Below are 23239 nucleotides of genomic sequence, written 5' to 3'. Positions count from 1 at the left end.
AGAGTGAAGCTGCTGTCCGGTGCACTTGTTTTAATTGCAGCAACGTTGGTTTTTGCTGTCGCGGCGAATGAACTTGCCAGGACGCTCCGATATGTCGACCTTGTGTATGTGAACGAGAAGTTCGAGGGCAGGGGCGAACGTGCCAACTCCATCATTCACGAATACGCATCCGTAGCCGAGAAAGTGTCGATGCGTGGCGAGTGCCGCTCGGATATCTTAGATGCTGCGGTCGGTGTCGTTCTTGCGGATCTTGATCGGCTAAACCCTGATACAGATTACGAACGATGGGTGGAGTCGGCAGCTCGCGCGCAAAACGTGGTCGAACATGCTGTACGCTGTGCACCGTTCGTCTCCGATTATTCACTCAGGCTTGCTATGATCAAGAGAGCTGCGGGTGAGGAGGCTAGCCAGCAAGCTACTTTGATGTCCAGGGCTGTAGAGCTTGATCCCGCGAGCATGCGTGGTTTGCGCAGTCGATTTGCGCAATGGCGAAAGCTGGATGCGGCCAGTCTCATGGCAGCAGAGCCCGCTCTCACGAGAGACCTCACTACCCTGTTGGGTTACGCATCGCCCGCGACAGTTCGCGAGCTGCTGAAGCAGCCGAGCCCCACGCTATCTAGTTATATCTTTAGCGTTACCATGCATCTTCCAGAAGAACGTCGTCAGAGACTGGAGCGGTGGAAAGTGTTACCGAAAACTTAAACGCATGCGCTCAGTTTGCTTGACTTTTTTGCGATGCAACGTAACCTATGCTGCATAGCAAACAGGAGGCTGTCTCATGAAAGTACTTCTGAAGTCGAAGTTGATTGAAGGCGTAGACTATGATGAGAGCGCGAACCGCCTAAAAATCTTTCTCACAAACGGTCAACGCCGCGAATATTGTGATGTGCCGCGTGACGTCTATGAAGGTTTCGTAGACGCAGAGTCACCCGGTAGTTACTATGTTAGACAGGTGAGGGGCAATTTCTCCCACAACGTTCAACACCAGTGAGATGAATTAGAGCATCGATCGACTAAGCTTAATCGCATGGATTCCATTTTGGACAATCTCTGATTCCCTTTAAATGGGGGATCGTCACGGGGTCGGTTTCATTCGTTTGATATTTGCGCACGTGTTGTGGCGGTAGGTAACTGCCGCCAGTCGTGTCGGTCTGCGGCACGGCAGTTCCGCGTCAGCGAGATCGCTGCGATCAAACTTGTTCGGCGTCATGCGGTGAGCGGCATGATCGAGCCGTTGGGGTAGGGGTGCCCGCCGGGCAGCGGAGAGCTTTCTCCCTATCGATCTTTGCTGATCGCCAAGGTCGAGCGCAAGCCCGACATCACTATGCCGGAACTGACTGACAAGCTTGATGAAGCGTGGCGTGCGGGTTCCGCCTCGTCGCTGTCGCAAGGCCTGCTGGCTCAAGTGTTCACATAAAAGCGCCCTGATGGCATCGGAACGCGCACGCACGACGGTGCAGCTGGGGGTCGTGGTGTCTCGACTGCCAAACGTCCGCCTGGGATGAGACTGGAGCCGCATTGTGGTGTTTTCAGTGACGAAACATCGTGAACGCCAAGATAGTCCAGTTGCGCTGTCGCTGCCACGTTGGCGTTTAGACGCGCCGTTCGGACAGTGGGGAAGACGTCAAAGCCGCCACAGCAAACTCAAAGCTGGATGAACCTTGGGGCAACGTCACACAGACCTTCATTGCCGCACTGCGCTATCACGGCCTGACTGCGCCATGATTATCCATCACCCCAAGAGCCGCGTCTTGTTTGACAGCTGCATCCAGACCTGACTTGTACCAGCGCTTGAGCGAGGCGACGTGGTCTTCATCGACACCCTCACGGTTTACAAAAGCGCCAAGGCGGCACAGGCGCTGACAGAAAAAGGCGCATGGTTTCTGTTCCTGCCGCCCTGCAGTCCAAATCTCAATCCCATTGAGATGGCGTTCTCCAAGATCACGGCCCACCTGCGCACCGCAGCCGCAAGGACCTTCAAGGCCCTTGCAAATGTTCTCGCATCAATCTGCATCTCTTCGACGGAGCCGAGTGTTGGAGCTATCTCAAAGCCGCGGGCTATGCATCCGATTAAACGCGCGGTGCTTTAGACATTTCAATCGGCTCACTCGACTCCGGTGCCAACGCTCTTGCGGTAGCGTGCACTTGGCCCGTCAAGTATATCCTTTTCATTGGAAGGTCGCACCGGTGCAAGCGCACTCACCCGAGCCTCGAATAACGTACTCAAGGCAAGGTACGCCTTGGCGTGCAACGAGTTTTGTGTTGGGCTCGATCTCTACGCAGTCACTCTTCCCGGAAGGCGTGTTTCATTTGATCGGTAAGTGGTTTAGCGAAGTAGGACAGCGCCTGCCGATCGGCAGTTTTGATAAATACTTCCGCAGGCATGCCGGGATAAAGGCTCTTGCCGTTCAGGTTCTCAAGGCTCTCGATGTTCGGAACAACGCGGACTGCGTAGTAAGATTGCCCACTCTTCTGATCTATGATGATGTCTGGCGAGACCGAAGTGACGTTACCGGTGACTTCTGGAGTGGTTTTTTGGTCGAACGCAGTGAATCGGATATCTACCTGTTGGCCGAGCGTGATTTGGTCAATACTGCGGGCAGCAATGCGGGCCTCAACTGTGAGTGCTCGCTGGTCAGGTGCCAAAAGCATAAGAGGTTCGCCAGGATTTATAACGCCACCAACAGTGTGAACGGCCAGCTGGTATATTTTACCATCTAACGGCGCTCTGATATCAAGACGTCTCAGCTGATCTTTACCCGCCACCTGTCGCTCTTCGAACTCAGCAATTTTCCCTTCTGTATCGGCAAGGTCTTTGGCAATCTCGGATCGTCTATCCTCATCCAACTGGAGAATTTGAAGGTCGATTTCACTGATTTTGCCTTGGGCTTGAGCGCGGGAGGCGAGGCGTTCTCCGCGGTTGCCACTCAGCTCAACCTTCTGCCGACGCAGACTGTTCACCTTCTGCAGCGTAACCAGCTTTTGCCTGTACAATTCTTCCGAAGCGTCTAGTTCCTGGCCAACAAGTTTTGCGCCATCATCGATCGACTGGAGTTGTATCGTATCTCCCTCGATCTCGGCAGAGAGCTGGTTCTTTCGTTCCTCCAACTGTCGACGCATGCCAGCGAGCGAAGCAACGCGGCTGGTAAAAAGCCGTACCTCTCCTTCTACCAAGTTTAGATCTGCATCGGGCTCAAGACCGTTCAAGTCAACATCGTTTACGGTAAACTCGGTGGCGCCACTGCGTTCTGCGATAAGTCTACTACGCCGCGCATACAACTGAGCCAAACTACTATTGATGATGCCCAGGCTCGCTCTGATGGAGGTCGCGTCAAGCCTTAAGAGGAGATCGCCTGCTTGAACGTGATCGCCTTCCTTAACGACCAATTCGGAGACGATCCCCCCGGTCAAGTGTTGGATTTTTTTGACATTCTCATCGATGATGACCATACCGTCTCCGACCACGGCGCCGGAAAGCGATGCCGTCGCAGCCCACCCGCCAATGCCGAAGACCAACACTGCGCCGAGAAGCCCCACTATCAAGACATGACGCTTTATTGAGGTCAGGGAGTTCGTGTTGTCATTCATGAGTTAAGCCTCTGATCCATCAACGACCTTCAATGTAGGTGCGCGCTCCAGCGTTACTGGCCGTTCCTGCTTCTGAAGTATCGAATTGATCACGTCTTCTTTTCTTCCGAAAAGCTGCATCTGACCGTCTTTTACCATCATCACGTGGTCGACGCCGGCAAGTGCGCTCGGACGATGGGCGATGACGATCGCTATCCCGCCGCGGGCACGTACGCTGAGAATTGCAGCAGTCACCGCTGCCTCACCATCTGCGTCCAGGTTCGAGTTCGGTTCGTCGAGAACAACTAAGAACGGATCACCGTAAAGCGCGCGAGCCAGACCCAAGCGTTGACGTTGCCCTGCCGACAGCATGTTTCCGCCGGTGCCTATTTCCGTCTCGTAACCTCGGGGGAGTTTTAAGATCAACTCATGGACACCAGCAGCGGTTGCCGCGGCGATGATGGCAGAAGGGTCAGCATCCCGACGGAACCGGGAAATATTCTCCGATACCGTCCCTGAGAAAAGCTCAATGTCCTGAGGCAAATATCCGATATGAGACCCAAGCTCGACGTCGCTCCATTGATTGAGCGCAGCGCCGTCAAGACGAATATTCCCACGATAGATTGGCCAAACGCCAGTCAGAGCTCTAGCAAGAGATGATTTTCCCGAAGCACTTGGCCCTACTATCCCCACAGCACTGCCGGCGTTAAGTCTGAAGTCAACCCCTGCAATCAGCGCTTGGGATTGCCCAGGTGCGCCGCTGACAAGGTTGTCTACGGACAGTGATCGGCGAGGAGACGGTAGCAGCATGGGGAAAGGCGCGGCGGGGAATGCCTTTAACAGCTCTTTCATACGCCGCCAGGCCTGCAGGGTGGCCGCATAGGCTCGAGCGTTGGCAATTGCCTGCTCGACGGGAGCCAGCGCGCGCGAGGTGAGGATCGATGACGCGATAATTATACCGCCCGATGCTTGGTTCTCAATCACGAGAACGGCGCCGGCTGCGAGTACAGCAGATTGAAGCACCATTCTGAAAATCTTTGAAACGGTCGCGTAGGAATTCGCCACATCTGAATTTTTGCGGTAAGCCGCCCGGTAGGCATCATTTTGCGAAACCCATCGATTGGCGAGCGTATCGGCCATTCCCAAAGCTGTGACGATCTCCGCATTTCTTTGAGCCGCCTGGATATCGGAGGTTCGCCTGTTGCTGAGATCATGTATTTTCTGTGCGGATTTCTGCGTGCTTTTGTTCGCTACCAGCGTCAATAATGCCAGGATGATGCCGCCGACAATTGTCATCGCACCGATAAGGGGGTGGAAGAGAAAGCAGATCGCAACGTAGAACGGGATCCAGGGCAAGTCGAAGATGATCGTCGGGCCCGAACCGCTTAAAAATGTTCTAAGCTGATCAAAGTCCCGAAGAAGCTGCAGTCCGTCGCCGCCGGACCGTAGTTTAAGTGCGCTTCGAACAGTCGTGCTGAATATGGCCCTAGCCATCATCTCGTCGAAAACGCCGCTGATGCGAACCAGAATTCGATTACGAGCAATCTCGAACGCCGCGTGGAAGGCGTACAGCATCAGGGCAAGCACACCAAGCGCCACGAGTGAGGCAATGCTCCTGCTTGGGATAACTCGATCATAGACTTGCAGCATGAAAAATGACGCAGTGAGGTATAGGATGTTGACCAGAGCGCTGGCAACTCCCACTGCAACGACACCAGGTCGACATTTTTTTATAATCTCAGCTATAGGATCGGTATAGTCCGATGTATTGCTTCGAGAATTAAGTGTTTTCACGCCAACCTCGCGACGGCACGATAGCTATGCTACTAACAATGTACCAACAAGCTAAAAGGTAATAGGTATGCTTATTGCTGTTCATAACTGAAAGTTATAATATTATCCACAAAACAAAATGTTGTGACCGAAATAAATATGGTTTTGGTAAATCGGCATGAGTGCAACGTTCTTCCGTGGATAAAACCGTTTCGCGACTATCTGTCTTAAGTTATTCGACGGCACTATTTTTCGCCGGCAGCAGTAGCCAGGGCGGTGGCGGGAACATCGGAATCCGGGATGCGCTGGGTTTAGGTTTATACTTCTGTCGACCTCGTCAAAATTTCTGTCTGGCAATCCTTCGTATTGTAACTGGCGTAACGAAAAAGTCTTTAGCCTGACGCTTCGCCGCAGTGCTCTCTCCGCCGTCACTTCGGGATCATATGCGAACGGTTGCAACTTTAATTTCGACGTCGGATAAAGATCGACATCTACCGAGTTTCGACGGACCGCAAAAACGTCACATATACTGGGCTCGAGCAGTTATTATCGTAAAAAGTGGCGCCACGCTATTGATTACATAAGGTACGTTAGTTGGACTGCCGTCAGTGAAGGAGTCCTCTTCTTTTTAAAGGCATATACTACCGACACACCGCGTTCCCGTAAGAGTCGACGACACAGCTGCGATGCGTAGCCCCCGAATTTCCTGACTTAGCCCCATTAGGATCGCGAGGAAGGGGACGAACCAGTCTTGGAGAGATTTGTCCAGGCTGAGGCGGAACATCGAAATTTTGGTTGCCGTAAGTGCCGGTAACGCCTCCATCGAGGCTCTTTTGTTCCTCATAGTTTGGGTATTGCTGCTGTTGCGCGGCTGCGCTTCCAAATAAGAGGCAAGACCAGACAATCCCTGGAACGAGTATACTGACAACTTTTACCAACTGCATGCTTGATCCTGTCCGGGTTGCTAGGCCACGTGTGATGAGCTTTGTGCCAATCGAGCATTTCCAGCTTCTCAAACGCGTAGCTTAGCGCCATCTATCCAAATAGAAAATTCACTATATTGTGGTTTAAAAAGGGTGGAGCCTCCCCAATATAGCCCTCTATCGAAATGAATACACGAATTTGCTCTCGTGAATAGGATTTACGGACGGCCGCCGTGCGTGACGACAGAGACGAGCAATCGCCAGGCGAAGTTTCGAAGACAGGCATGCCTGCTCCTCAAGCAAGGATAAACTACCGATACAACGCAGCCATAAGGAACAGAGCGTTTCCGCCACTGCTAAATGGCACCTGAGTGTCGGCAAGTGCGTATCAATCCGTCAGGAACATTGTGAATGAAGTATAATCAGCGAGCCGTTCTAAGAGTGTAACCACGATGGCGAAGAACATAATTCCCAAAAAAAACGCATTTCCATAAAATTTGAACATTTCTCACCACCAAATCTGCAGAAGGCGTGCGGTACTTCTTGCGACATAACAGCGAGGTGTTCCATGTCTCTGCCAGTGATGTCGAAGAAAATCCGGTCAAATTTTTGTGTGCTCGTTAGCGCCGTAATTGCGTTCTCATCAGCGCCGGAAGTTGCAAGGGCATTCGGGCCCTCCGGCGTACCTAAAGAGTTTGGCTCTGATGTTGTTCGAATGCTCGAACAGGAGGGGACATTGGCGCCCTTCGCGAGTGTCGTGTTCTGCATGAAGGCGCCAGAACAATGCCGAAAGGTTGGCGGTCAGAGCATAATGGATCTGGATGCGGAGCGCGGAGCGCAGCTGTCGAGGGTAAATTCGACTGTCAACAGATCCATCCGGCCTGTTAACGACCGATCGGGTACGGACGACTGGGAAGTAGATGTCAAAAGCGGCGATTGCGAGGATTTTGCGCTGACAAAGCGCAAACAGCTTATCGAGCTTGGCTGGTCGTCCTCGAGTTTGCGTATTGCTGTGGCGCTAACCTCCAGCGGTGAAGGGCATGCGGTCCTTATCGCAAAGACATCCGCCGGTGACCTCGTGCTCGATAACCGCACGAGTGCGATCATGGACTGGCGTAAAACCGACCTGAGGTTCCTGAAAGTGCAGTCGCGGGACAATCCCAAGCAATGGCAGAATGTTGGTCAAAAAGCTAAGCTGGTCGCCTCTGCGCCCAAGAAAGTTCGCACTGTGACAGCGACGCTCAGGAGAGCGGATCCAGTGCTTCGCCAAGCATCTGATATCGGCAATTATTGACTTTTGCTATTCTCAGGTAGCTGGTCATAGCGGCCTACACCGGTGCATGCCGATCGGCGCTCTGCAACCAGTGCGGCCTGCCCATCAGAAACGGGCAGTTAAAAAACTGGCGGATGACAGACGGTAACTATTTCGGTGCGAGGGACGTAACGATACTCAACGATGAGGTCGCCGCATTCAAGGGCCTTACGACGTTCGACGTAAGTGGCTCTCACTGGACGCTCGTATCGGACATATTCTCGTTTTCGCTGCGGCTCGTAATTTTGGATCATGTCGGCGGATACCGCAGGAAACGGAAGCAAGGCAGAAAGGCTCAAAATGCAGATGGTGCGCAATCGCATAATTTTCCCCGTGAGCTAGAATAACGAAATGATTTTAAATGAGTTTGATTTGCGTATCGGTGTACGAGTCAATTTTTGAGCGTGCGGTTTGTTCCACGTCGCTCGCTTCGACAATCCAATTTTTACGGCTTGAGTGAGCGTTTTTCGCGTTCTCGCTCAGGCGGCGTAGGTCAAAAGCCGCTTCAGCCGGGCCAGCGAGCCAAGATTGCCTTGGATCAAGTTGATTGCGAGATCCTGCTACGCGCGCCTGCTAAATCGATTTTCAAACCTATCTTCGCACAGAGTCGCGACTTGAATCCTGCGGCGGTCGAAACGCGTGGTAGCCTAAACCCGTTTGCGTCGTGGCACGCTGAAGCCCTTCGATTTTTATTGCGCTTGTCAGAGAAGAGGAGACGTTCTCTGTCTTAGCGAGAATTCCACTCTTCATGAGTTGCTCAATTCGACGCTTGTATTGTGGAGAACTTCGTCCCGACAATCCTAAGAACGGTAAGCTTACCGGTTGCGACTGCCGCAGTGTCTATGCCAAGTCGGGCGTTCCCGATATTCACAGTGATGCCAGGAGTGTGCCCGTGGATCACGAAGATCGGTAACTGTGGTCCATCCTCCAGGAAAGGTTCGCGTATCCACATAAGGTCGTTATCTGTCTGCGACGCGAGTGCCACACCAGGTCTGACGCCGGCATGCACGAAGAGAAGATTATCGATCTGCAATGATACAGGCAGAGCTTCTAGTCTTGAAATGTAGGCGGTTGGTATAGTCTCTCGGACGACGTGATGTAGCCCTTTTAATCCAACCCTTTTTAGCACATTTTCAACATCTATCCCGAAAGAGGTTAGTGTCGCGCTGCCAGCAAATTCCAGCCAAGCATCAATTGGCAAGTCGCCACGCACCATTTTGACGAGTTGGTCGTCATGGTTGCCGCACAGGGCAATGTCCTCAATTTCTTCTGATATCGGTTGGGTGAGCAGTTCCAAAACGTCTCGACTTGCCGGCCCCCGGTCTACATAGTCTCCAAGCAACACGACAAGCTTTCGTCCCGGATAGCCCTGCGCATCGCGCGCGATTAAACGGCGTGCAGCCCTGAATGCCGATGCGCAACCATGTATGTCGCTTATTGCGTATAGTGCACTGAAATCCGATCCATACATCGTCAACCTGGGCCTCGGGGAAGCCGGCGCGATACTAGGTCGGAAACGCTTCATCAGGTGGCGGTGAACCATTCCAAAATTACATTTAGGAAACACGTGTCATGATCCGTATCGATGTCCAAGCTATCTCGAAGCGATGATGTTCGAGGGAAATCGATCCTGTTTTGAGGCGGCCCTGTGGGAGTGATTGGAGTATCGTGCTCGGCGATTCCATCACCTACACACCTATTGCGTGCAGGCATACCTTCAGTATCGCCGCTTCTTTATCACCTGTGGCGATGAAATCAAGGCGCTCAACAGGACCTGAGCGCTTTCAACCAGCACACGATCGAATAGGTGCGAAAGAGGGTCCTGGCGCGCCTGCATGTTTGGTTCATTGTCACGCGCGCTCGATTACAAAAGCTTCTAAGCGCAGGCGCTTTTTAGGGGTCACCATAGCAATGCTATTGCGATGATCGCGACGGCCCACATTGCCAGCGAAATGCTAAGTAGGATTAGGTAGTTACGGAATCGCCGTGTCATAAGCGAGACAATGCCTCGACTTTAATCTCAGTAGAAGCGCGGGTCATCATCATGTCTAACGCTCGGTTAACGGCTATCGAGGACCTATCGCTTTTCAAGACATGTCGGCCTCGGGTCACTCTGATTCAATTGAACCGGTTTCCCGGCATTCCTGCTTGTCGAAGATCATTCGGTGATTGTTTCTACAACTCCCCGTATCAACTACGAAAGAGTGGTCTGCGTCTATTGGCTGATGTTGCGGGTTTGAATTCGGCCCCTTTGTGGGGAGTGACGTCAAGGACCACCTTCCCCACGGATCGCGGTCGAGCTGGCGTGAATTCGATATCGGCAGCATAGGCAAAAGGAAGAATGACTTATCCTACTCGACGCTCTGACAGCGCGCCCCGCACCTCAAGCGGCTGTGGACTTAGGATGGCGATCGCTGGTCTCGTCGGAAAAGAACCAGATGATCTATTTGGCTCCTTTAGGCTGACTTGTGGAGACGAGACATGGGCTGAAGAGAAAAGATCTTCAATCCTGCTTAGCCTCCAAGCCTAGACTTGAATCTTCGACGTCCACAAGGTTTCCGTCGAACAAGCCGTCAATAATCCGGGGCTCAATCAGAAAGCTCTTCCAAGGCGCCGTAAATGTAGCTTCATCTTGTCCTGGCACCATCAAGTCTTCGTAGTGATCTAAAACTGCATAGCATGTCTTCGTATTTTGCAAGCTAAAACAGGTTAACCAATCTTTAATTTTGGTACTGACAGTGTTACAGAGTTAGAATATAAAGCCGATGAAAGTAACTTCAGCGATTATTTTAGCGGTGCGTCATATGTGCGCAATGTGGGGCGACAAAAATGTCAGACTTCCAATCAGGTGAGTGTGTTCTCGGGACTCTGGATTCCAGTCCGGTTGAAGTATTTCAGCCGTTTTCCGTTCAGATGTCCCAAAAGAATATTTCGCATTTAGCTGCAAAACGATTTCTCGATATAGTGTTAGCTACGCTCGCCCTTATTGTGCTGGCGCCGCTTTTGTTGACAGTTTTTTGCTTGATCAGATGTGAAAGTCCTGGCGGGGCACTCTTCACGCAGACCCGTTGGGGGATGAACGGGAAGAAAATCAAGGTCTATAAATTCCGTTCTATGTACACGGACAAAGGCGATCCCAGTGGGGTTGCGCAGACCGTCGTAGGCGATCCGCGGATCACAAAGGTGGGGCGCTATCTGCGTCGTTTTAACGTTGATGAACTGCCACAGCTCATAAATGTCATTCGTGGTGATATGTCTGTTGTCGGGCCACGCTGCCACGCCGTTGGTATGTTTGCAGCCGGCGTACCGTATGAAACCCTTGTTCCTGAGTATCATCAGCGCCATGCGATGCGTCCAGGTCTCACAGGGCTTGCCCAAATGCGTGGTCTGCGAGGCCCTACAGATCGTCCTTCGAAAGCCCGCGCCCGGATTAATGCCGATCTTCACTACATCGAAAATTTTTCTTTTTGGCTCGATTGCCGAATTATCGTCGGAACCATCTATTCGGAGATGCAGGGCGGTAACGGCTTCTAGCGTGACCATCTTCATCAGCCAAAACTAGATTTGGCTGATGAACGCAGCTTAGATCGATCGTGAAGTGTACGAGAACGCATCTATTTTTGCCGCTGTCCTTCCGACCATGAGTACTCCCAGAATGAAGTGATCAAGTGAGGCGTTGCGAAAGAGGCAAACTCAAGAGCTCACGTATTTGACTAACTCGCTTGAAGTTGACCTGGCACAAATTTGCCTTTTTTTACAATCGGCTCAGAAGTCTCGGGCGAGCGCATAAATGCCTTGATCGGCTGAAACCTGAGTTCGTTAATCGGCCGCACTGAGCAGAGGCTTCGGTGAGCGGAGACTTGGGATCCTGCGGATCAATGCCGCCCTATCGGTAGGTCTAGAGGTTCAGGCTCAGGGCATGCCAAAATGTTGTGGTCGAACTTGTTGGCACCGCCAGAACGTTCTCCTAACGCGTGAAGAGATTTGCGGGCGAGCGTACATTTTAAAGAAAATTTTACTTTATTTCAAAGTATTATCTGCCTTTAGATAGTTATGGTAAATAGTGCTTCACGCTGTGTAATAATCTGTTAACAAGAAAGCAGGAAGAATAGCGTCGTTCGTTAGTTTAGGGTCGGTAATGACTTTCAATTCAGACAAAATTTACTCCTGAGTGACAGCCTGGTGGCTCACAAGGAGTCTCGTCCGTGTCACTCAAACTTCGAAATATTATTCTCGCTGTCGCGACGTCCCTCGTCATGTGGGTGATGTTGATACAAGGTTCACTGGTAACGTTTCGGTTCTTTCACCCGCAAACGGACATGATGACGACCGCAAGCGTTGGACGGTGAACCACATCTCGCGATCGTGTGTCCGGTAGTCTGGTAGCAACGAGTTGCGTGGGTACCACGATAAAGCGCGTACCAGTTAGCAACCGGTTCACCATGCTCTGAGGCTGTGCTGCAACCCAAAGAGCTTGCGGCAAGGATGCGGTTGAGAAACCGGTCTCAAGCAGGTCTCAAGCAGGTCTCAAGCAGGTCCGCAGTGGTATGCTCATCCGAAGCAATGCCCCGACGGTTTTGCGAAGACCACGCATAGCGAATTGGACGCGTTACTGCGTGCTGTCACCACGACCCATCACGCAACCTCCAGACTTTTAACAAAATCAGCACTCTCATGAGCATGAATGCGGGTGAACCGGATCAGTTCGTCGAAGTGGCGCTGCATCTTGCGGATGGATTCGGCGTTGTTGAGAACGAGATACATGCCGCCCACGAAGATTGCTGCGCGCTGCGAGCCGAAGATCGTATAGGGTACGGAAAAGCGCTCTTTCTCGTTGAACAGGAATAGCCGGAACGACGGGTAGAGCTCGTTGATGAGTTCGGACATGTATTGCAGCTGTGTCGCCCTGATCTCCTTCTTCAAGCCACTCCACATGCCGCGCCCCTGGGCAAAAGCTTCCAATGTCTCGCAGGGCATGCAGACTTCCATATCCGTGCCAGGCTGGCGGTTGTAGTCGAGGCGAAAAGCGGACTCGCTGGCTTGTGCTTTCACGCTTTGGTGCGCGCTTTCGGCTTCGAAGGTGATGATTTGCGGGGTGCGCAGCAGGTCCGGGATTCGGGCTGGCACGTAGCGGATCTTCGAACCTGTGGCCTCGGCATGCCACTTCATCAGCAGCGTGTCGGTATAGTCCTCACCGCCTTCCTCGATCTCGAAGCTCGGGCGTAGTTCGCCCGTCAGGCCTGGATCGTGCGAGATGCCGAGCAGCCAATCGAGCGATACGGCGTGGCGTTCGGCAATGTTGAGAAGAGTTTCCACGCGCGGTAGACGCGCCGAATCACCCGACAAAAGCTGTGATAGCGCCGAGCGGTCGATGCCGATCCCGGCCGCAAAAGCCGAATGGCTGTCACCAGACCGTGTGACCAGCTCCAGCAGGCGGAGGCGAAAGAGCTCCGCCAGGGCGCGTTTGTCCATAATCAACCCCAATGTTCACTATTATCAACATTGTATGGTTTCTGTTATCAAAATCAACAGTCGGTCACCAAACTCTCATTGTGCGCGTCGCGGCCCGGTGAAACTCTGTTCCGGGGCAAAGCATCAGGGGATATGATGAGCGACACGTCATTCGATAGGCAACACCGAGGAATCCATCAACGTCGAACAAGGGCGCCTAGAATAGAGTGGCCGACAGTCGCTCTGCTTCTTGCATGCTACGGCCTGTGGGGGATGGCCGGCTACAGTCTTTATCCGGCCTATCCCATCGTCGCGCTCGTGCTGATGGGCGTGGCGGTCGCGCTTCACTCGTCGCTTCAACATGAAGTTCTGCACGGACATCCCACAAGGAGTGCCAAGGTGAACGAGGCGCTGGTCTTCGCTCCGCTCGGGGTGTTTTACCCCTACCGCAGCTACAAGCGGACGCATCTTCAGCACCACGCGGATGAGCGTCTCACCGATCCCTTCGATGATCCCGAGAGCTACTACCGCGCCATGAGCGACTGGGAGACGATGCCGACTTTTCTGAAGCGCCTGCTTGCCTGGAACAACACGCTGATTGGACGTGTGCTAATCGGTCCGCCGCTGATGGTGGTCGGGTTCACCGCTTCCGAATGGCGTAAGATTTTCAAGGGAGACCGCAAGGTCGCCATGGCGTGGACCCTCCACCTTGCCGGGCTCATTCCGACCTTGCTGGTGGTCTCGAACCTGTTCGGCATTCCCGTCTGGCTCTACGTCGGCGTCTCCGCCTATCTCGGTGTTTCCATCATCGCCATCCGCTCCTATTGCGAGCATCAGTGGGCTGAGCAGCCGGATGGGCGCACGATCATCGTCGAAAACTCGATTCTGGCACCGCTCTTTCTCTATAACAACCTGCACTTCGTGCACCACAAGCTGCCTACCGTCGCATGGTACAGGTTGCCATCGCTCTATCGCGCCGGACGCGCAGAATGGCAGAGGATGAACGAGGGATATGTCTTCGCCAACTATTTCGAGGTTTTCCGTGCATTCGCTTTCAAGGCGAAGGAGCCGGTGGTGCATCCTGCCTGGCGGCGGGCGGAACCGGTCGTGGCGAACGATATCGTTGTAAAGGATCAGGGCGAGGTCGCGAGCTATCAAGCCGCGGGTGGTACCGCAATTCCGGATCTTCCGGCATGACGTGGATTGCCGCTCTGCCGATGTATGACTGGCCGGAAGTGCGATCCGATGTGGATCGCAGCTGGGAAACGATGCGCGCGCGCTTCATCGCAAATGGCGTTGATGCGCCTGAGCACCTCGTTCGACGCAACGCGGACATGCCGCCGGTACCGGGCGGCATTCGTGGTGAGGATGGTTCGATCATCGCGCCAGACCCGGCAACGCTCGATCCGGATGCGCTCGATCTCGATGTCCTGTGGCGCCATCCGGCTCTTCTCTTTTCTGCCACCTGTTGGGGGCCGATGGAACTTGGCTTGCAGGATCATGTCCAGGTCATTGGGCAAAGCCCGTATGATGATGTCGCGGGAGGCTCGGGAATATTCTATTCGAGCGCCATTGTTGGTCGGAGAGGGGAGGGCGCCAGCGTGATGGCGCCTGAGACCGGCGAACCGATCTTGCCGATCTCGTTACTTCGAGAAAGAAAACTTGCCTTTAACGAGCACCGCTCGATGTCCGGTCATCTGGCTTTGAAGCGCGATCTGGAAGCCATGGGCGAAAGCCTTGAGCTGTTTTCCGAATTGGTGGAAACCGGGGCGCATCGGGCGTCGGTGACGGCTGTCGCACGGGGAGAAGCCGACTTCGCGGCAATTGACTGCCGATCCTGGATGCTGGCTGAGCGCCATGAGCCTGCGGCGAGGGATCTGCATGTCGTCGGCTGGACAGGGCGGCGCAAGGGCCTGCCCTTTATCCGCGCCAGAAACATACATCTCGACTTCCTGATGTAGGCGCGGCGCGCACCTCAGACGCTGTGATGGGGAGGCAGGGCCTTCGATATGAGCGCTCTGGTCTTCTCCATGTCGGATGAGATCGGCCGATCGTCAGAATAATGGCTGACGTGCGACCGGAGCACGCTGTAGAGAGCGTCCGTCCCCGGTGCTCTGCGCGCCACGGTTTCCAGAAAATCATGGGCCTGCGTAGCCGCCAGCCACTCGATCGCGAGGATGTATTCGGCATTGTCGATGACGGCGAGAAGCTTGTTGGCTGCAGCGGTCGGATGGGCGAGGAAATCCTCCTGAAGCGCCGAGGTGAGGCCGCCATCGGTGGAGGCGGGCGCTGCAAGCCTGCGGTTTTCGTTTGCAAGCGCTGCTGCCGTGTATTGGGCGATCATGAAGCCGGAATGGCTGCCTGGGTCGGAGGCGAGGAAGGGCGGAAGGCCGCTCACCAGCGGGTTGACCAGGCGGTCGATCCGCCGTTCGCTCATGGCCGCAATTTGCGCAATGGCAATGGCAAGCGCGTCGGCGGCCTGACCGAGTGCCGGCGCCACCGCATGGGCTTCCGACCAGACAAGCGGCTCCTCCGGCGTGCCGGCGACAGCCGGGTTGTCGGTGACCGACGCGAGTTCGCGGTCAACCACGGCGGCGCATGTCTCGAACAGATCGCGGGCAGCGCCGTGGGCATGGGGGATAGAGCGCAGGCTCAGCGCATCCTGTGTGCGCCGGCCTCTAGCGGCTTCGATCAGTCCACTCCCGGCAAGACGTGCCCGCAGCACCTTGCCCACCTTGGCAATACCATCGGAGACTCGTAACGACAGGACGACCTCGCTGAAAGCCGGCATCTGGCAGCCAGCCGCCTCAAGCGTCATGGCGGCAATGGCATCGGCCCAGTCGAGCAATTGCGCGGCCCGGTCCAGCGCGATGCTGGAGAGGCCGGTGGCGCAAGCGGTGCCGTTGACGAGGCTCAATCCCTCCTTGGCGCCGAGAACCAGCGGCTCAAGTCCGAGCTCCGCCAAGGCCTCACGCCCGCTCAAGGCACGTCCACCGATATGGGCGGAGCCTTCTCCAATGAGCACCAGCGCCGTATGCGCATTGTGCGTCAGGTAGCCCGCCGATCCGCGGGAAGGGACATCCGGAATGCAGTCGCGTTCGAGAAAGGTGGTAAGATGGCGAACGATCTCCAGGCTGACGCCGGAATACCCATGGGCAAAGTTGGCGATCTGCGCGGCGATGATGGCGCGCACCTCACGAGGGGGAAGCAGCGGACCGACGCCGCAGGCATGGCTCAGAATGATGCTGCGCGAAAGCTTGCCCTGCGCAGTGCGATCAACAACGGTATCCGAAAGAGCGCCGACGCCGGTATTGATGCCGTAGGCACGGATGCCACGCTCGACGATGCTCTCGACGATCCGCGCCGCGTTTTCGATCCGCTGAATTGCAGCGTTGGTGAGCGCAAGTGTTTCTCCCTGGCCGACCTTTGCCACGTCCTGCCAAGTCAGCCTGCTATCGAGCAACACGGTCATTCGGTTTTCCTGATAATATTCAATGGAAAGAGAGGGTTCGTCTGGAACGCGCGGTTTCAGCTTTCCCAGACGCTGGATCAGGTGCTGTAGAGGCGATAGCGGCTGCCGGGATAGAGCAAGCGGACGGAAGAGATCACGCCGGCTTCAGACCATGTGCGGCGGCGCACCAGAAGGCAGGGCTCCGTCTTGGAAATGGCAAGCAGCTTGCACTCCCACGGCTGCGCCGTCACCGCCTCGATATGCTGCTCAGCCCTCACGATCGGCGCAATAGCGGTCAGATAGCCGTTCGGCGTCGCCTTGCCGAAATCCTGATCGATATAGTGCGGAACGATGGCGTGGTTGACGAAACGATCTTCGATCTGCATCGGCACGGAATCTTCCGCATGCACCATGATCGAATGGGACACCGGGCTGCCGATCTCGATCGAAAGTGCCTCTGCCAGTTCGGCATCGCAGCTTTCCATCCGCAGTACGATGACATTGGCCGTATGGACACCGCCATTGCGGGTAATTTCGTCGGCAATATTGGGAACGCTCTGAAACTGCGACGTCCGCTTCTTGCTGGCAACGAAAGACCCCTTGCCCTGTACCCGAACGACAAAGCCTTCATCGGCCAGTTCGCGCAACGCGCGGTTGGCCGTCATGCGGCTGACGCCAAGCAGCTCGACCAGTTCATTTTCGGACGGCACGCGATGGCCGACAGCCCACTCGCCGGTTTCGACGCGGCTTCGAACATAATCCTTGAGCGTGACGTAAAGCGGCTTGTCGGAGGCCGGCTCGTGCTGCGCTTTTTCGATCTGTTTTTCTACCGTTTGCATGGGGCTCCAAAAGGCGAACGACGAAGGTTCGGCACCGGACGCGTCCGGGGCGCGTGTGCGGGTATGGTGCGTGCCATACCCGCAAACAGCCGTCAGTTCAACTTGTGCGTCGTCAGCCACTCTTCGGCAACCACGTCGAAGCTGTCATGGTTGGCAAGGCGACCGTTCATAACGATGAGGTCCTTGGTCGTCAGAGCGGCCGAAACCGCATCCAGTGTCTTGGTGACCGTGTCGTTGACCTTGGCCTTGGCCATGATCGGCACGATGTTCTGGGCTGGGAACAGGTTCTTGATGTCTTCCAGAATGATCAAGTCGTTGGCAGCAATCGCCGGGTCCGTCGAGAAGAGGTTTGCCGCCTGAACCTGGTCGTTCAGCAGTGCCGACAGGGTCAGAGGGCCACCGACGTCGAGAGACTTGAACGACTTGAATTCAAGACCGTAGAGTTCCTTCAGGCCAATGATGCCTTCCTTGCGGGTCTTCCATTCCGGCGGGCCACCAAGCACCAGTTCGGACGCCACGGGCTTGAGATCAGCAATGGTCTTCAGCTTGTATTTCTCGGCAGTGGCACGGGTGACCGCCACACCATCGGAATCCTGAGCCGCGGATGGCGTCAGCATGACGACACCCTCGGGCAGCGCCTTTGTCAGTGCTGCAGCGACGTCCGCCGGCGAATGGGCGGTGGCGTTCTTGTCGAGATAGCTCAAGGTCGCGCCGGCATATTCCGGCAGGAGGTCGATCGAGCCATCGAGAAGTGCCGGCATATAGACTTCGCGGCTGCCGATGCTGAGCTTGGTTTCCGTCTTGATGCCCTTGGCGGCCAAAGCCTTGGCATAGATGGTGGCCAGAAGCTGGCTTTCAGGGAAGTCGGCCGAGCCGACGATGATGGTGGACGTGTCCGAACGCTGAGCCGGAGCATTCCCGAGAGGATCGGTCTGCGCAAGCGTCGTGGTGGCGGAAAGCGCGATCAGCGCGAATGCGCCGGCGGCCTTTAAGATATTGAATGCCATGCAAGCTACTCCTTTTGTGTCAACGTCTTCAGAATGAAAATGCAGTTTTGGTTGATGCCCACCCTATGCCCGGCGGGTTAGTCCTGGTGAGACCGTGAGCCTCGATATGATGCCGATCACCAGGTCGACCATAAGGGCGAGCGCACCGACCAGAACGGCGCCCGCCGCCATCTGGTAGTAGTCGTTCTGCGCACGGCCATCGATGATGAGGCGCCCAAGACCGCCAAGCGATACGTAAGCCGCAATGGTTGCCGTTGAGATGATCTGCAATGTCGCGCTCCGAAGCCCGGAGAAGATCAGCGGCAGGGCGCAAGGAAGTTCGACATCAAAGAGAATATCGAGCGGCCGCTTGCCCATGCCGCGCGCCGCATCCACCGCTGCGGGATCCACCGCCGCAACGCCGGCATAGGTCGCGCTCATGATGGGCGGCACGGCCAGAAGCACGAGAACAATGATGCTGGGCACGATGAACGCCATGTCGGAGGCAAAGACCGGACCGAAGAGAATGACGAGCAACACGATCAAACCCAGGCTCGGCAGTGCACGCAGGGCATTGGCAAGGCCTGCGATGACAACCACGCCGCGGCCGGTGTGGCCGACATAAAGACCGATCGGCAGGCCGATCAGGCAGGAGAAGAAGAGGGCAATGCCGCTATAGATCAGGTGCTGGATGACGAGCGCGAAGACGCCGTCGGTGCCTGTCCAGTGGGCCGGATCGGAAAACCATGCGATCATCGTTCTGCACCTCCGGGCTGCCATGGTGTCAGGCGTTTCGTGGCAAAGAGCACGATCCCGTCGAGCAGCGCTGCCAGCAGCACGCACAGAACGATACCGGCGATGATCGGCGTCAGGAAGCGCAGTTGAAGCCCTTGTGTAAACAGAAGACCGAGCTGCGGCGTGCCCACGAGTGCTGCGACGGAAACGATACTGACGTTGGATACCACCGCAACGCGCAGGCCCGCGGCAATCACGGGTACGGCAAGCGGTAGCTCAACGAAGAGAAGCCGCGGCAATGTGCGGTATCCCATGGCATTGGCAGCCTGAATGACATCGGGCTGTACGGAATCGAGACCGTCGGTGACAGTGCGGATGAGAAGCGCCAGCGCATAGATCGTCAGCGCGACAACCACGTTGAGCGGATCGAGAATGCGTGTGCCGAGAGCGAGCGGTAGCAGAACGAAGAGGGCAAGCGACGGGATTGTGTAGAGCAAACCAGCCGCACCAAGCATCGTGGAGCGGAAGAAGCCGGCCCGGTGCGCAAGCCAGCCAAGCGGCAGCGCGAGGAGGAGGCCAATGACGACGGGGATGACCGAAAGCCAGAGGTGCCAGAGGAAGAGTTCGGCGATACGGCCGGACTCGCGGTACAGCCAATCGAACCTCATGCTTGCGCCCTCGCGCGACCGGTGCGTGCGGCCTCGATCGCGGTGACAACATGAGACAAAGCGACGGTGCCTGCCAATGTGCCTGACGGACCGACGATCACGCCTCGGCCTGAGGGTGAACTGAGGGCGGCGTCAAGAACGTTGCGCAGACTGCTGCCTTCCACCGCAAGCGTGCCGCTGAGATTGAGATCGCCCTCTCTCAAAGGAGCCTTGATGCTTTCCACATCGGCCCAACCCAACGGGCGGTTCTCGGCGTCGGCGACGAGCACCCATCTGTCGGTCGCAATCTGGCGAAGGGATTCCGGTGTGGCGCCGAGCGTGGCTGTCGGTTCCTGGCCAAGTTGCACGCCATCATCGTTGAAGTCGGCAAAACCCAGGATGCGATAACCCCTGTCGCGTCCGATGAAATCGGCGACGAATTCGTCTGCGGGTCGTGCCAGCAATTCCTGGGGAGTGGCGATCTGCGCCAGCGTTCCGCCAGTGCGCAGAACCGCGACCTGATCGCCAAGCTTCAGAGCCTCGTCGATATCATGCGTGACCATGATGATGGTCTTGCCGATTTCACGCTGGAGGCGGAGGAATTCGTCCTGCAATTGACCACGGACCACGGGATCGACGGCGCTGAAAGGCTCGTCCATCAGCATGAATTTCGGATCTGAAGCGAGTGCACGCGCAACGCCGACGCGCTGCTGCTGGCCGCCGGAAAGCTGCCAGGGATAGCGATTGGCGAAAGCCGAAGAGAGGCCGACGCGCTCCAGAAGATCGTGCGCGGTCCGAAGCGCCTGCTCCTTGGGCGTTCCGTTCAGCCGCGCGGTTGTTGCAATGTTTTGCACGACGGTGCGGTGGGGAAAGAGGCCGGCATTTTGAATGACGTAACCGATCTTGCGGCGCAGCAGCGCCACATCCATGGCGTCCGTCGGTTCGCCATCGAGAAGAATCCTGCCCGAGGAGGGCGTGATCAGCCGGTTGACCATGCGAAGCGACGTCGTCTTGCCGCAACCCGATGGGCCAACGAAAATGGTGAGCTTGCCGCTGGGAGCCGTCAGCGACAGATTGTCGACAGCCGTGGTCGGCCCCCGATAGTGCTTGCTGACATGATCGAATGTTATCATAGGCGCGTTCCCTTTTCTGGTCCCGGATGTCGCCAGCGATCCAGTCTCCTTGGTTGTCTATACAAGCACGAAGTTATGCGGTGCGCAAGCGGGGGTGCTTAAGGAAAATGCGTCTTTTTTTGTGCTTAAATCTTATGCTGAGGCTATAGCGCTTCCGCGACCCTGACGCCCGCAGATGGAAGGCGGGAATAAAGCAAAACAGCTGGTATGACGGTTCCCGTCGTGAATGATATCAGGGTCGCCATTGCTGCGGACTTTTGCCGTCAAGCTCTCTGTCCAGATAGAAGGCGGCACTGATCAGGGCCAGATGTGTAAAGGCCTGCGGGAAGTTTCCGAGCAACTCACCACGGTGGTCGAACTCTTCTGCGTAAAGGCCCAGATGGTTGGCGTAATTCAACAGTGCTTCGAAGGTCGCACGCGCTTTCTTCAAGTCACCAGCCCTTGCCAGGCATTCGGCGTACCAGAACGAGCAGGCAGAGAACGACCCCTCCTGACCGCTCAAGCCGTCCTCGCTCTTGTAGCGATGAACCAGTCCGTCATCGGCGAGCGTGTCACCGATCGCGTCCAGAGTTGCCAACCAGCGCGGGTCGGTGGCGCTGACGAACCTCACAAGCGGCATCAGCAGCAGCGAGGCGTCGAGGGTGTCTCCACCCTTGGTCTGGACGAAGTGTCCTTTCTCCTCGTTCCAGAAGTTTGCCCAGATGTCTTCGTAGATATTGTTTCTAACGTCGATCCATCGGCTGAAGGGTGCCGCGAGCGATCGCTTGCTCGCCAGGCGAATGGCGCGGTCGACTGCGACCCAGCACATGAGGCGCGAATGCAGGAAATGCTGCGGGCCGCGCCGCATTTCCCAAATGCCGGCATCAGGCTCTTCCCAGTGTTCGCAGACATAGTTGATGATATCGCGCACACCGTTCCAGCCATCATGGGAAATGGCGTGGCCGTATTTGTTGCTGAGATAGACGGCATCCATCAACTCGCCATAGATATCGAGTTGCACCTGTTTTGCCGCACCATTTCCGATCCGCACGGGACGCGCTCCGCCATATCCACTTAAGTGATCGAGAGATACCTCATCGGCGACTGTGCTTCCGTCGACGGCGTACATGATGTCGAGCTTTCCATTCGCACCGCATCGCATCGCGCGTTTGCCGATCCAGGATGTGAAGTCTTGCGCTTCCTGCTGATAGCCAAGCCGCATCAGCGCATAGACCGTGAAGGATGCGTCGCGGATCCAGGTTGCGCGGTAGTCCCAGTTTCGGACTCCGCCAGGTGCCTCTGGCAGCCCGAAGGTTCCCGCGGCAATGATCGACCCGTGGCGGCGTGACGTCATCAGTTTCAGCGTCAGGGCAGAACGGGTCACGATTTCGCGCCACCGACCACGATAGGACGATTGTGCGGCCCAGTCCTGCCAATACTGGATCGTCGCGTCCTCGAACCCCGCGACGTCTGCCAGGTCCATTGCCTCTTCGTCGGCGCCGGTCAGAACGAAATCGGCTGTTTCTCCGGCGGTCAGGTTTGCCTTGCAGATCACGTCGCCATCGAGCGGCTGAAGCGTGAGACTGGAAGTGAGCCTGATCCCGTCGCAGTGCTTCGGCCGCCAAAGGGCAGTGTGACCGTAAACCTCCGCTGTTTCTTTCTGCCTTGCATAGTCGAACCGAGGCGCACAGCGTAGCGTGAGGGCAATCGTCCCGCGTGTCACTCTCAGTCGCCGCACCAATGTCGTTGAGGTAGAGGCACTGTCTTCCCTCACCGCCATGAAGTCCGTGAGTTCGGCGCTGGCGTTCTCGCCCATCCAGCGAGTGACCAGCACATTGGTATCTGGCCGATAATGCTGCACGATCCGAACATCGGGAATATCCGGCAGGATTTCAAACAGACCACCGCGTTCCGGATCGAGCAGGCCGGCAAAGATGGTTGGGCTATCGAAATTTGGCCAACACATGAAATCGATCGCACCGTCTTTAGCAATAAGCGCCAGTGTTGCCAGATCGCCGACGATACCGTGATCTGAGATCGGCCGCGGGATGTTGCTGCCCGCGTTCTCATCTCTTGAGAGATTATGGCTTTCGACGTCAGAGTGCGTGCGGATGTCCATTCGATAATCCATCATGTGTAATCGCATGCCAGCCGAAAGAAGCGTCTAATTTCAACGTGTCGAAAAAGTCGAGCAGTGCTTCTTCATCCATGACATTTTCTTCACAACGTCATCTTTCGCCTTGTGTTCCAAGCCCGCCAATCTCTTAGCGAAAGGACTGTATTCCGTGGCGAGAGTGGAAGGTGCCGAGACATGAAGACCAGACCTCGTCGCCCAAGCGCATCGTGCATCAACAGCGACGACCATGACATATGATGCAATCCTGCTGATACCGGGGCCTTTTCGAAGACGTCTCCGTATCGGCGTGGCCGATACTCGTTCGAT

18 protein-coding genes are annotated in these 23239 nt (G+C 55.8%); 7 read left to right on the top strand and 11 right to left on the bottom strand.

Annotated features, from left to right (window positions below):
- Positions 1-3 precede the first annotated feature (3 nt).
- The 3 genes from ACTJKV_RS21470 to ACTJKV_RS21460 all read left to right on the top strand — a co-directional run bounded on the left by ACTJKV_RS21470 (position 4) and on the right by ACTJKV_RS21460 (position 2090).
- Positions 4-702: a hypothetical protein gene (locus tag ACTJKV_RS21470; RefSeq protein WP_440599444.1), complete on the top strand. Its 699-nt coding sequence runs from the start codon at positions 4-6 to the stop codon at positions 700-702.
- Positions 703-778: 76 nt separating this feature from the next.
- A complete protein-coding gene (locus ACTJKV_RS21465) occupies positions 779-991 on the top strand; it encodes a KTSC domain-containing protein (RefSeq protein WP_062597541.1) in 213 nt (70 codons plus the stop codon).
- Between the two features lie 814 nt (positions 992-1805).
- Positions 1806-2090: a transposase gene (locus ACTJKV_RS21460; RefSeq protein WP_440599443.1), complete on the top strand. Its 285-nt coding sequence runs from the start codon at positions 1806-1808 to the stop codon at positions 2088-2090.
- A gap of 193 nt (positions 2091-2283) precedes the next feature.
- On the opposite strand, the gene ACTJKV_RS21455 is transcribed toward ACTJKV_RS21460, so the two are convergent.
- Together ACTJKV_RS21455 and ACTJKV_RS21450 are read right to left on the bottom strand one after the other, a co-directional pair.
- Positions 2284-3588, bottom strand: coding sequence for an HlyD family type I secretion periplasmic adaptor subunit (locus ACTJKV_RS21455; protein WP_130977469.1), 1305 nt, complete (start codon positions 3586-3588; stop codon positions 2284-2286).
- Between the two features lie 3 nt (positions 3589-3591).
- Positions 3592-5361, bottom strand: coding sequence for a type I secretion system permease/ATPase (locus tag ACTJKV_RS21450; RefSeq protein WP_440599442.1), 1770 nt, complete (start codon positions 5359-5361; stop codon positions 3592-3594).
- A gap of 1470 nt (positions 5362-6831) precedes the next feature.
- Between ACTJKV_RS21450 and ACTJKV_RS21445 the strand changes: the two genes are divergently transcribed.
- Positions 6832-7557, top strand: a complete 726-nt coding sequence (locus ACTJKV_RS21445) for a transglutaminase-like cysteine peptidase (protein WP_440599441.1) — start codon at positions 6832-6834, stop codon at positions 7555-7557.
- Between the two features lie 775 nt (positions 7558-8332).
- Here ACTJKV_RS21445 and ACTJKV_RS21440 read toward each other — a convergent pair.
- Complete coding sequence (locus ACTJKV_RS21440) at positions 8333-9046, bottom strand: metallophosphoesterase family protein (protein ID WP_162743330.1); 714 nt, start codon at positions 9044-9046, stop codon at positions 8333-8335.
- 1442 nt (positions 9047-10488) lie between these two features.
- Between ACTJKV_RS21440 and ACTJKV_RS21435 the strand changes: the two genes are divergently transcribed.
- Complete coding sequence (locus tag ACTJKV_RS21435) at positions 10489-11109, top strand: sugar transferase (protein WP_236760387.1); 621 nt, start codon at positions 10489-10491, stop codon at positions 11107-11109.
- Positions 11110-12210: 1101 nt separating this feature from the next.
- Here ACTJKV_RS21435 and ACTJKV_RS21430 read toward each other — a convergent pair.
- Complete coding sequence (locus ACTJKV_RS21430; RefSeq protein WP_440599440.1) at positions 12211-13047, bottom strand: helix-turn-helix domain-containing protein; 837 nt, start codon at positions 13045-13047, stop codon at positions 12211-12213.
- A 132-nt stretch (positions 13048-13179) separates the two neighbouring features.
- Between ACTJKV_RS21430 and ACTJKV_RS21425 the strand changes: the two genes are divergently transcribed.
- Positions 13180-14223, top strand: coding sequence for a fatty acid desaturase (locus ACTJKV_RS21425; RefSeq protein WP_440599439.1), 1044 nt, complete (start codon positions 13180-13182; stop codon positions 14221-14223).
- On the top strand, positions 14220-14987 hold the full coding sequence (locus ACTJKV_RS21420) for a phosphate/phosphite/phosphonate ABC transporter substrate-binding protein (protein ID WP_440599438.1): 768 nt from the start codon (positions 14220-14222) through the stop codon (positions 14985-14987). The genes ACTJKV_RS21425 and ACTJKV_RS21420 overlap by 4 nt, the downstream gene beginning before the upstream one ends.
- A gap of 14 nt (positions 14988-15001) precedes the next feature.
- Here the strand turns inward: ACTJKV_RS21420 and ACTJKV_RS21415 are convergent, their stop codons facing one another.
- The 7 genes from ACTJKV_RS21415 to ACTJKV_RS21385 form a co-directional block, all read right to left on the bottom strand.
- Positions 15002-16498 carry an HAL/PAL/TAL family ammonia-lyase gene (locus tag ACTJKV_RS21415; protein ID WP_440599437.1) on the bottom strand — a complete coding sequence of 499 codons (1497 nt, stop codon included), beginning with the start codon at positions 16496-16498 and terminating at the stop codon, positions 15002-15004.
- A gap of 77 nt (positions 16499-16575) precedes the next feature.
- Positions 16576-17316 (bottom strand): histidine utilization repressor, encoded by a 741-nt coding sequence (hutC, locus tag ACTJKV_RS21410; RefSeq protein ID WP_440599436.1) that lies wholly within the window; start codon positions 17314-17316, stop codon positions 16576-16578.
- Positions 17317-17408: 92 nt separating this feature from the next.
- Entirely contained in the window at positions 17409-18323 is a 915-nt protein-coding gene (locus tag ACTJKV_RS21405) for an ABC transporter substrate-binding protein (RefSeq protein ID WP_062427649.1), read from the bottom strand.
- A 63-nt stretch (positions 18324-18386) separates the two neighbouring features.
- Positions 18387-19058, bottom strand: a complete 672-nt coding sequence (locus ACTJKV_RS21400; RefSeq protein ID WP_440599435.1) for an ABC transporter permease — start codon at positions 19056-19058, stop codon at positions 18387-18389.
- The gene (locus ACTJKV_RS21395; protein ID WP_062445271.1) at positions 19055-19705 is read right to left on the bottom strand and encodes an ABC transporter permease; all 651 of its coding nucleotides are present in this window, start codon (positions 19703-19705) and stop codon (positions 19055-19057) included. The genes ACTJKV_RS21400 and ACTJKV_RS21395 overlap by 4 nt, the downstream gene beginning before the upstream one ends.
- Positions 19702-20817, bottom strand: coding sequence for an ABC transporter ATP-binding protein (locus ACTJKV_RS21390; RefSeq protein ID WP_440599434.1), 1116 nt, complete (start codon positions 20815-20817; stop codon positions 19702-19704). Before ACTJKV_RS21390 ends, ACTJKV_RS21395 begins: the two co-directional genes overlap by 4 nt.
- Before the next feature lie 232 nt (positions 20818-21049).
- Positions 21050-22915, bottom strand: coding sequence for a glycoside hydrolase family 15 protein (locus ACTJKV_RS21385; protein WP_440599433.1), 1866 nt, complete (start codon positions 22913-22915; stop codon positions 21050-21052).
- Positions 22916-23239: the final 324 nt, after the last annotated feature.

Source organism: Agrobacterium sp. 22117 (assembly GCF_052045735.1).
Classification (GTDB): domain Bacteria; phylum Pseudomonadota; class Alphaproteobacteria; order Rhizobiales; family Rhizobiaceae; genus Agrobacterium; species Agrobacterium cavarae.
This window is presented reverse-complemented; position numbering and strand designations above follow the sequence as displayed.